The organism is Winogradskyella sp. Asnod2-B02-A, from assembly GCF_045063645.1.
Taxonomy (GTDB): domain Bacteria; phylum Bacteroidota; class Bacteroidia; order Flavobacteriales; family Flavobacteriaceae; genus Winogradskyella.
In genome coordinates, this window is record NZ_JBEFOG010000027.1 from 1,577,073 (window position 1) to 1,587,346 (window position 10,274).

A 10,274-nucleotide genomic window follows, 5' to 3' on the forward strand; every position below is an offset into this window, starting at 1 on the left:
AATGGGAAAAACATTATTTGACAAAGTTTGGGATTCTCATGTGGTCAGTACCATAGAGAATGGGCCACAAATATTATATATAGATAAACATTTAATACATGAAGTAACAAGTCCACAGGCTTTTAATGAGTTAGAAGATCGTGGAATTCCTGTTTTTAGACCCAATCAAATTGTGGCTACGGCAGATCATAATACTCCGACGTTAAACCAAGATCAACCTATAAAAGATGAGTTGTCTAGGAAACAATTGGAGCAATTATCTAAAAATTGTAAAAAAAATAATATAACCCTATATGAGTTAGGGCATAAATATAATGGTATTGTGCATGTAATGGCTCCAGAGTTGGGAGTGACACAACCAGGGATTACCATGGTCTGTGGAGATAGTCACACATCAACACATGGCGCATTCGGAGCCATTGCATTTGGCATAGGAACAAGCCAGGTAGCACAAGTTTTTGCGAGCCAGTGCTTATTGCTTACAAAACCTAAAAGTCTTAGAGTTACCGTTAATGGTAAGCTTAGAAATGGTGTTTTGCCAAAGGATGTTATCTTGTATATCATTTCAAAATTAGGAACAAACTCTGGGACAGGTTATTTCTGTGAGTATGCAGGGAATGTGTTCGAAGATATGAGTATGGAGGGTCGAATGACCGTTTGTAACATGAGTATAGAAATGGGAGCAAGAGGAGGTATGATTGCTCCAGATGAAACTACATTTAAATATGTAAAAGGTAGAGAATTTGCACCTCAAGGTGATGCATTTGATAAGAAAGTTGCTTATTGGAAAACATTACCTACGGACCACGATGCAAAATTTGATAAAGAATATAGCTTTGATGCTGAAGATATAGCACCAATGATTACGTATGGCACTAATCCTGGGATGGGAATTAAAATTTCTGAAACGATTCCTGTTGATGAAAATCCATCGTTTAAAAAATCTCTAGCTTATATGAATTTTGAAGCTGGAGAAAGTTTGATTAATAAACCGATTAATTTTGTGTTTATAGGTAGTTGTACTAATTCTAGAATTGAAGATTTTAGAGTCGCAGCGAGCTATATAAAAGGTAAGAAAAAAGCTGCTAATGTTACGGCTTGGTTAGTGCCAGGAAGTAAACAGGTGGAAACTCAAATAATTGAAGAGGGTTTGAAGTCTATTTTTGATGATGCGGGATTTGAATTACGTCAGCCTGGTTGTTCTGCATGTTTAGCAATGAATGACGATAAAATTCCTCAAGGGGAATATTGTGTATCTACGTCTAATAGAAATTTTGAAGGTCGCCAAGGGCAAGGTTCAAGAACAATTTTAGCAAGTCCATTGGTTGCTGCAGCTACAGCCGTAGAAGGTAAAATTATAGATATTTCAAAGCAATTAAATTGATATTATCCTATAAGGTTTCAAAACCCTTGAAGGTTTTAAAAATGAATTAAAAGAAGATACCCACTTTCGTGGGCATTATTATGGAAAAGTTTACAACATTACAATCAAGAGCCATTCCATTAAATATTGAGAATGTAGATACAGATCAAATTATACCAGCTCGCTTTTTAAAAGCAACGGATAGAAAAGGATTCGGAGACAATGTATTTAGAGATTGGAGATATCATAAGGATGGAACTATTAATACTGATTTTACACTTAATAATTCAAAATATTCTGGACAGATATTAGTTGCGGGAGATAATTTTGGCTGCGGATCTAGTAGAGAACATGCGGCTTGGGCTATTACAGATTTTGGATTTAAAGTTGTAGTGTCTAGTTTTTTTGCTGATATATTTAAAGGCAATGCGTTAAATAATGGGCTTTTGCCAGTGCAGGTTTCGCCATTATTTTTAAGTGACTTAATGCAAAGAATCGTGTCCAACCCAGAGACAGAATTAGTGGTGGATCTCGAAAACCAAACCATTTCAGTAAAAGATTCAGAATTATCCGAAAATTTTGAAATTGATGCCTACAAAAAAACATGTATGATCAATGGCTACGACGATATTGATTATCTAATTAATAATAAAGAACAAATTGAAGCTTTTGAAGCTCAAAGAATATACTAATAATTAAAAGTAAGATTTTCGTTAATTCGAGAATTAATTTTTCTTCGATGAAATTAAATATAGCAATTTTACCAGGTGATGGTATTGGTCCAGAAGTAACAAATCAAGCTATAAAGGCTTTGAAAGCAATTGCTTCGGAATTTAATCACAATTTTAAATTTACAACGGCAGATGTTGGTGCTGTTGCCATTGATAAGCATAATGATGCTTTACCAGATGAAACATTAGAGCTTTGTAAAAAAAGTGATGCTATCTTATTTGGTGCTATTGGTGATCCTAAATATGATAATGATCCTACTGCAAAAGTGAGACCAGAGCAAGGCTTACTAAAATTACGCAAAGAGTTGGGTTTGTATGCAAATATTAGGCCTGTAAAAGCTTATAAAACATTATTAGATAAATCGCCTTTAAAGAAGCACATCATTCAGGGTACAGATATTTCTATTTATAGAGAATTGACTGGTGGTATTTATTTTGGTGAAAAACATACGTCAGAAGATGGTGATTATGCTTCAGATTTGTGTGCCTATTCACGTGAAGAAATAGAACGTGTTGCGCATTTGGCATTTGTTGCTGCTGAACATAGAAGTCATAAAGTGACCTTAGTAGATAAGGCTAACGTGTTAGAAACATCTAGACTTTGGAGACGAGTAGTGAAAGAAGTTGCAGAGCAATATCCAGATGTTACACTCGACTTTTTATTTGTAGATAATGCAGCGATGCAAATGATTTTAAACCCAAAACAGTTCGATGTAATTTTAACAGAGAACATGTTTGGTGATATTATTAGTGATGAAGCTAGTGTTATCGGAGGTTCCATAGGGTTATTAGCATCAGCTTCAGTTGGAGACAAATATGCAATGTTTGAACCTATCCATGGATCGTATCCTCAAGCTGCTGATAAAGGTATAGCAAATCCGATTGCATCAATTTTGTCTGCTGCTATGTTGTTGAGCCATTTTGAGTTACATAATGAAGCCGAATTAATTAGGTTAGCAGTAGAAAAATCATTAAAATTAAACATTACAACACCAGATATAAATTCGGTGGTGAACACTGTGACGACCTCTAATGTTGGAGACTTTGTTGAGGATTTTATTTACAATCCAAAAGATACTAATCTCAACTTTAAGAATATCCATTTAGGGCAATCCACAATAATATAATTTAATATAATGCCCACACAACCAAAGTTAACACGCTTCAATCAAAACGTTTTATCAAAGTATCAGATATATAATAGTATATTCATGACTTTGCCTTTTGATACCATAACAAAAACAGGTGCTTTATTGCCTTTGTTTCACGAAACTTGTCAAAAGGGATTTACACACCAAGAGAATCCAACGACAATTGTTGATTCGTTTTTCGAAAAGTATCAAGCCAGACGATCTCCAGAAAGTCAAATTAATTTATTATTCCGATTTATTCAATACATAGAAAGACAGGTGGTATTATTTGATGCTATTGAAGATGCTGCTTTTCCGGTTGTAAATAATATGGACGGTATTGGTACGTTACGTAATTTAAAAGAAACCGTTACGGCAGAAAATAAATTAGAAACACTTCAAAAATATCTTGAAGAGTTTAAAGTACGTATTGTGTTAACAGCACATCCAACCCAATTTTATCCAGGTTCAGTTTTAGGAATTATAACCGATTTAACGGAAGCTATTCGTGAAAATGATTTATTACGAATTAATGATTTATTGGCGCAACTTGGAAAAACACCATTTTTTAAGCACGAAAAACCATCGCCTTTTGACGAAGCAGTGAGTTTAATATGGTATTTAGAGAATGTGTTTTATAAATCTTTTGGAACGATTTACGATTATATTCAGCAAAATATATTTGATGGTAAACAAATTGAAAACGATATTATCAATATTGGTTTTTGGCCAGGAGGAGATAGAGATGGTAATCCTTTTGTAACTCCAGAGATTACATTGAAAGTTGCTGGTAGATTACGTCTTTCAGTTATAAAGAGTTACTATAGAAACGTTAGGCAATTAAAACGAAAATTAACGTTTCAAGGTGTTGAAGATAGGATGGGTAATTTAGAGCGAGAGCTTTACAATATCATTACTAATGAGCCTTCTGATATAACATTGCCTTATTTTATTTCAGAATTAAAAGCTGTAAAGGATGTAATTATTGATAAGCATCAATCACTTTATTTAGATGAACTCAATAGTCTTATTAACAAAACACACTTATTCGGATTTCATTTTGCGAATTTAGATATCAGACAAGATAGTCGCAAGCACAATCAGTTTTTTAATGATATGGTGGATGCACTCATAAAGAGTGGGAGTGAAATTTTCCCAAAGAATTATCATGATTTATCGGAAAATGAACAAGTGAATATTTTATCTAAAGTAAAAGGGGAAGTTGATTTAACTTTAATAAAAGATGAAGAAACTTTAAAAGCTTTAAATACAATGAAAGCTATAAGAACCATTCAGGAAACAAATGGTGAAAAGGCAGCTAATCGTTATATTATTAGTAATAATCAAACAACGTTAAACGTAATGCAATTGTTTGCAATGTTGAAGTTGGTAGCATTTCATGATGAATTAACGGTAGATATTGGGCCACTTTTTGAAACGATTACAGATTTAGAGAATGCGCCAGCGGTAATGGAGGAGTTGTATACAAATCCAGAATATGCTAAGCACCTAAAATCTCGTGGTAATAAGCAAACTATTATGCTAGGCTTTAGTGATGGTACTAAAGATGGTGGCTATTTAATGGCTAATTGGGCAATTTATAAAGCAAAAGAAAATTTAACAAGAGTGTCTCGAGAACATGGTGTCAAAGTTATTTTCTTTGATGGTCGTGGCGGACCTCCTGCAAGAGGAGGAGGTAAAACGCATAATTTCTATGCGTCTTTAGGGCCAACGATTGAGGATGAAGAAGTGCAGTTAACCATACAAGGGCAAACGATAAGTTCTAATTTCGGAACCTTAGAATCTTCACAATATAATCTTGAGCAATTAATAAGTTCAGGTATTGGAAATAGTATTAGTACTAAGGATTTGAGTATGTCTCAAGAAAATAGAGATGTAATGACGGATTTGGCAGATAGAAGTTATAAAGCTTATGTGAATTTTAAAGCTCATCCGAAGTTTATACCCTATTTAGAAAACATGAGTACGCTTAAATACTATGCAAAAACCAATATTGGTAGTCGTCCATCTAAACGCGGGAAATCTGAAGGTTTAGTTTTTGAAGACCTAAGAGCTATACCTTTTGTTGGTTCATGGAGTCAATTAAAACAAAATGTGCCTGGTTTTTTTGGAGTCGGTACGGCTTTAAAGCATTATGAAGATGCTAATGAATTTGAAAAAGTTCAGGACTTGTTTAAAACATCAGATTTCTTTAAAACCCTTATTGAAAACAGTATGATGTCTTTATCTAAATCGTTTTTTGGTTTAACTAGATATATGGCGGAAGATCCTGAATATGGAGAATTCTGGAATGTTATTTATCAAGAATATGAAACTTCTAAACGTTTAATTTTAAAACTTACGGGTTATAATGAATTAATGCAAGAGGAGCCATCTGGAAAAGCTTCCATTGCAGTAAGAGAATCTATTGTATTGCCTTTATTAACTATTCAGCAATATGCTTTGAAGAAAATTCAGGAGTTAGAAAAAGCTGAGGTTAGAGATGAAGAGCAGATTAAGATCTTTGAGAAAATGGTAACACGATCTTTGTTTGGTAATATAAACGCTAGTCGTAATTCGGCTTAAATTAGAAATATACTATAAAAATATAAGCGTGCTAAATCTTAGATTAGATTTAGCACGCTTTTTGTATTATTAAAAAACCCCTTAAGTTTTGTACTTAAAGGGGTTTTTATTAATAAGATAATTGATCTTAAATAGTATTAGTGTTCATTTAATCTAAAGTCTGGATATGCATCCATGCCGTGTTCGTGAGCGTCTAATCCTTCTAATTCTTCACGTTCAGAAACTCTAATGCCAACTGTTTTCTTCATTATAAAAATGATTAAGAAAGATGAAACAATACAAATGGCTGCATAAGAAGCAATACCAATAAGTTGACTAATAAATTGTGCTCCACCAGCGAGGTTTCCAAAGATACCAATGGCAAGTGTTCCCCAAATACCACACACCAAGTGTACTGCAATGGCTCCAACAGGATCATCTAACTTTAACTTATCAATTAACGATACAGCAAAAACAATAATTGCTCCTGCGATGGCTCCAATCATGATTGCGTCTGTAGGGCTCATTTGGTCTGCTCCAGCAGTAATTCCAACTAGACCTCCTAAGATACCGTTAAGAAACATTGTTAAATCTAAGTTTTTATATAGTAAAGTAGATACTAGGGCAGCAATAACTCCTCCAGATGCAGCAGCTAAACATGTGGTTACTAATGTTAGTGATGTTAATCCTGGATCTGCAGATAAAACAGAACCTCCATTAAAACCAAACCAACCTAACCAAAGTATAATAACACCTGCTGTTGCTAATGGAATATTGTGTCCAGGAATAGCCTGTGGTTTTCCGTCTTTAAATTTACCAATTCTAGGTCCTAAAAGGCAAACGGCAACTACAGCAGCCCAACCACCAACAGAGTGTACTAATGTAGAACCAGCAAAGTCATAAAAAGGAGTTTCTAGTGTTTGTAAAAATCCTCCTCCCCATTTCCAAGAACCTGCAATTGGGTAAATTAAGCCAACATAGATTATTGTGAAGATCATAAATGGTCCAATTTTCATGCGTTCTGCAACTGCTCCAGATACAATTGTTGCTGCTGTTGCTGCAAACATACCTTGAAATAAGAAGTCTGTCCAATATGTGTAACCTGCATTGTACGTTAAATCGAGTATTGCTTTTCTAGTTTCAGGGTCAATAACTGTTGGTGAGTCTAATCCAAAGCCTGCAAATCCGAATATTCCTAAGTCACCAGATTCAAAACCTGGATACATTAAATTGAAACCTACTAGGCAATAGAGAAGTAAACCTACTGTGATAATAAACATATTTTTAAATAGTATGTTTATGGTGTTTTTTTGACGTGTTAATCCAATTTCTAAAAATGCAAACCCTAAGTGCATGAAGAAGACGAGTGCTGTACAGATCATCATCCATACATTATTTATTGTAAGTAATTCCATGTTTTTTTATTTTAAAGTGTTTCCTCCTTTTTCGCCTGTTCTAATTCTGTATACTTCATCTATTTGTGAAACAAAGATTTTGCCGTCTCCAACATCTCCCGTAGAACCAGCTTCTATTATGGCTTTTATTGTGACTTCTGCAAAATCGTCATTCACTACGATTGATAAATAACGTCTTTGAATGTCACTTGTGCTATAAGAAATCCCTCTGTAAACATGACCTTCTTTTTCGTTTCCAAGTCCGGTAACATCCCAGTAAGAGAAGAAATTAACGCCTACTTCGTGCAGTGCATTTTTTACTGTAGAAAATTTTGATTTTCTAATAATAGCTTCAATCTTTTTCATTGTGTTATTTGTTAGTTAGAATATTAATGTGTCGTATTATATATTTAATTATATAATGTTAAAACGAGCTAATTTCTGTTAAATCTATATAATATTAACTTATACCTTATATAAAAATGGGGTTAATGCGTAATTTTTATGAATTTATAGATTTTCGCCCTATAAAATTTTGGTATAAATTGCAATTCGGTAATTTTGGTGAAAAGCTTCTAAAAGCAAAACCCTTGAAACAAATGTTTCAAGGGTTTTATTTTTAACAACTAAATTATGCTATTAATTCTAGATATTTGTGTGAGATAAAGTATGTATATTATCCTCTTTCTCTCTTTCCTGGGTAAGCAATTTCTCCATGTTCAGAAAGGTCAAGACCAACAATTTCTTCTTCTTCAGTAACACGAAGACCCATTGTAGATTTTAATATTTTAAGTATAATGAATGACAACCCTATAGACCAAGCTGCATAGGCTAAAACGCCAATAGCTTGAGTACCTAATTGACCAAACCCTCCGCCGTTGAATAAGCCGATACCTGTATCACCATCAATTCCCCAAAGACCTATAACAAGTGTTCCCCATGCTCCGGCAACACCGTGAACAGAAGCTGCACCAATAGCATCATCGATTTTAAGTTTTTTCTCAATAAACTCTATAGAGAATACTACAATAATACCACCTATAAGTCCGGCGAAAATAGCTCCTGGTGCAGACATGTTTCCACAGCCTGCAGTAATACTTACTAAGCCAGCTAGAGCTCCATTTAAAGTTTGTGGTAGATTTGGTTTACCGTACCATATCCATGTGGTAATTAATGCTCCTAGTCCACCAGCTGCTGCAGCTAAATTAGTGATTAGTACAACATTTGAAGCTGCTATAGCGTCTGCACCTCCCCATGCTAATTGAGATCCACCGTTGAAACCAAACCAGCCTAACCAAAGGATAAATACACCTAAAGTCGCTAAAATTTGGTTGTGACCTGGTATGGACATTACTTTTCCGTCGACAAATTTTCCTATTCTAGGTCCAACCATAAATGCGGCAACTAAAGCGGCCCATCCACCAACAGAATGTACAATAGAAGATCCTGCAAAGTCAATAAAACCGAGTTCTGTTAACCAGCCAGATCCTTGCCATTGCCATCCACCTGCGATTGGGTAGATTAATGCGGTCATCACGATAGAAAATATAATATAAGTTGAGTATTTTGTGCGTCCTGCAATAGCTCCTGAAACTATGGTTGCTGCAGTTGCTGCAAACATTGTTTGAAACAATAAGTCGGCACCTTCGCCTTGCATTAATCCGCTCCAGAAAAACCATCCATTAGAAGTGTCTCCATACATTAAAGAATAGCCAACAAGCCAGTACGTTAATGATCCAACACAAATGTCTAGTAAGTTCTTCATTGCAATATTGGCTGCATTTTTAGAGCGTGTCATTCCTGTTTCAACAAGAGTAAAACCAGCTTGCATAAAGAAAACTAGGATGGCTGATATTAGCATCCAAAGCATTCCCATGTCGCCATTAATGGCGGCAACAGCAGCTTCAATTTCTGTAGGTTCGGCAGTGTCTTGTACTGCCATAAGACTTGGGATGAATGTTAAAAAATTACTTATCATAATAATGGGTGTTAGTTAGTGTTGGTTTAGAAAGTATAGATAGCAGCTAAAGTAAATGCGGCTAAGCTACTTTGGTCTTCTCCATCAGCATCAAAGAAAGCAGCATCGTTATTACTCCAAGAATCTAATCTAACTTCTGGCTTAATGATTAAGTTGCTGTCTACAGTATAGCTTCCTGTTAAAGTTGCACCTATAACACTTGGTAAATCATCACCTTCTTCAGCGTGATACCCAAAATATTCACCTCTTAGACCTATTGCTAAATCATCAGATAATGTGTATTGTGGATATAAAGCCACTCCGTAGAATCCATTTTTAAAATCATCAGATATTTGTATACCATCATCATCATATGCATACGAATTAACTTCGTAAGCAGCATTGATTCCTAAGAAGAATTCTTCAGATACTTCAAAACCACCTGTATAGTCAATTTCAAGACCTAAACCGTTATTAGCTCCGCTATCGTAGTATATGTTTAGAAATTGTCCTTTGAATCCTAATTGTGCTCCAAAAGAATATTCTCCAGTTGTAGAGGTGTTATTTGTATCCCAAGGATTCATAACAGCTAACATTAAGCTAAAATCATCAGATAAAGCAAAATCTGCTTTTAAACCCATGTGAGAAAAAGGTCCGCTTGAAAATAAATAAGATGTGCTATAGTTGAAGTTTGCTGCAGGAGCAATAACCTCGTAACCTAAAAACGTATTAAAACGTCCAAATGTTAATGTTGTACTTTCTGAAACATTCCAGTAAGCGTAGGCTTGGTTTACAATTCCGTCAACAATATCGTCGCTGAAAGTTGCGCCAGCACCTCTTGGTCCTACAACTAAATCTAGTACAGCACCTACTTTTCCACTTTCATAACTAGCAATTAAATTACCCATACCTAAAGCAAACCCAGTTTGATCGGCAAAAGCAGTTCCAAATGATTGTCCGGAATCGTCAGAAGCTGTTAAATAAGTTTGGTAATAAGCATCAACACTTCCACTTAATGTAAAAGACTTTTCTTTTTTTGCCTCTTCTGTTTCTTGTGCTGTTAAAATTATTGACATTAACAGTAATGTTAGAGAAAAAATTTTCTTCATAATATTCAAATTTAAAAATAGTTAG

At 34.7% G+C, this 10,274-nt stretch carries 8 protein-coding genes; 4 read left to right on the top strand and 4 right to left on the bottom strand.

Annotated features, from left to right (window positions below):
* Position 1: 1 nt before the first annotated feature.
* From leuC to ACJJVO_RS14865, 4 genes are all read left to right on the top strand, one after another.
* Positions 2-1,384, top strand: coding sequence for a 3-isopropylmalate dehydratase large subunit (leuC, locus tag ACJJVO_RS14850; protein WP_405575500.1), 1,383 nt, complete (start codon positions 2-4; stop codon positions 1,382-1,384).
* A gap of 80 nt (positions 1,385-1,464) precedes the next feature.
* Entirely contained in the window at positions 1,465-2,055 is a 591-nt protein-coding gene (gene leuD / locus ACJJVO_RS14855; protein ID WP_405575502.1) for a 3-isopropylmalate dehydratase small subunit, read from the top strand.
* 47 nt (positions 2,056-2,102) lie between these two features.
* Positions 2,103-3,221 (top strand): 3-isopropylmalate dehydrogenase, encoded by a 1,119-nt coding sequence (gene leuB, locus ACJJVO_RS14860; RefSeq protein WP_405575504.1) that lies wholly within the window; start codon positions 2,103-2,105, stop codon positions 3,219-3,221.
* Positions 3,222-3,230: 9 nt separating this feature from the next.
* A complete protein-coding gene (locus ACJJVO_RS14865) occupies positions 3,231-5,810 on the top strand; it encodes a phosphoenolpyruvate carboxylase (RefSeq protein WP_405575506.1) in 2,580 nt (859 codons plus the stop codon).
* A gap of 137 nt (positions 5,811-5,947) precedes the next feature.
* On the opposite strand, the gene ACJJVO_RS14870 is transcribed toward ACJJVO_RS14865, so the two are convergent.
* The 4 genes from ACJJVO_RS14870 to ACJJVO_RS14885 form a co-directional block, all read right to left on the bottom strand.
* A complete protein-coding gene (locus tag ACJJVO_RS14870; protein WP_405575508.1) occupies positions 5,948-7,204 on the bottom strand; it encodes an ammonium transporter in 1,257 nt (418 codons plus the stop codon).
* 6 nt (positions 7,205-7,210) lie between these two features.
* Complete coding sequence (locus tag ACJJVO_RS14875) at positions 7,211-7,549, bottom strand: P-II family nitrogen regulator (RefSeq protein WP_405575510.1); 339 nt, start codon at positions 7,547-7,549, stop codon at positions 7,211-7,213.
* Positions 7,550-7,859: 310 nt separating this feature from the next.
* A complete protein-coding gene (locus ACJJVO_RS14880; RefSeq protein ID WP_405576965.1) occupies positions 7,860-9,125 on the bottom strand; it encodes an ammonium transporter in 1,266 nt (421 codons plus the stop codon).
* Between the two features lie 62 nt (positions 9,126-9,187).
* Complete coding sequence (locus ACJJVO_RS14885) at positions 9,188-10,249, bottom strand: outer membrane beta-barrel protein (RefSeq protein WP_405575512.1); 1,062 nt, start codon at positions 10,247-10,249, stop codon at positions 9,188-9,190.
* Positions 10,250-10,274 lie beyond the last annotated feature (25 nt).

Excerpts from the sequence above, each read along its gene's own strand:
- ACJJVO_RS14880 (WP_405576965.1), bottom strand. The coding sequence starts at position 9,125 with ATGGCAGTACAAGACACTGCCGAACCTACAGAAATTGAAGCTGCTGTT.
- ACJJVO_RS14865 (WP_405575506.1), top strand. The coding sequence starts at position 3,231 with ATGCCCACACAACCAAAGTTAACACGCTTCAATCAAAACGTTTTATCA.
- leuB (WP_405575504.1), top strand. The coding sequence starts at position 2,103 with ATGAAATTAAATATAGCAATTTTACCAGGTGATGGTATTGGTCCAGAA.
- ACJJVO_RS14870 (WP_405575508.1), bottom strand. The coding sequence starts at position 7,204 with ATGGAATTACTTACAATAAATAATGTATGGATGATGATCTGTACAGCA.
- leuD (WP_405575502.1), top strand. The coding sequence starts at position 1,465 with ATGGAAAAGTTTACAACATTACAATCAAGAGCCATTCCATTAAATATT.
- ACJJVO_RS14885 (WP_405575512.1), bottom strand. The coding sequence starts at position 10,249 with ATGAAGAAAATTTTTTCTCTAACATTACTGTTAATGTCAATAATTTTA.
- leuC (WP_405575500.1), top strand. The coding sequence starts at position 2 with ATGGGAAAAACATTATTTGACAAAGTTTGGGATTCTCATGTGGTCAGT.
- ACJJVO_RS14875 (WP_405575510.1), bottom strand. The coding sequence starts at position 7,549 with ATGAAAAAGATTGAAGCTATTATTAGAAAATCAAAATTTTCTACAGTA.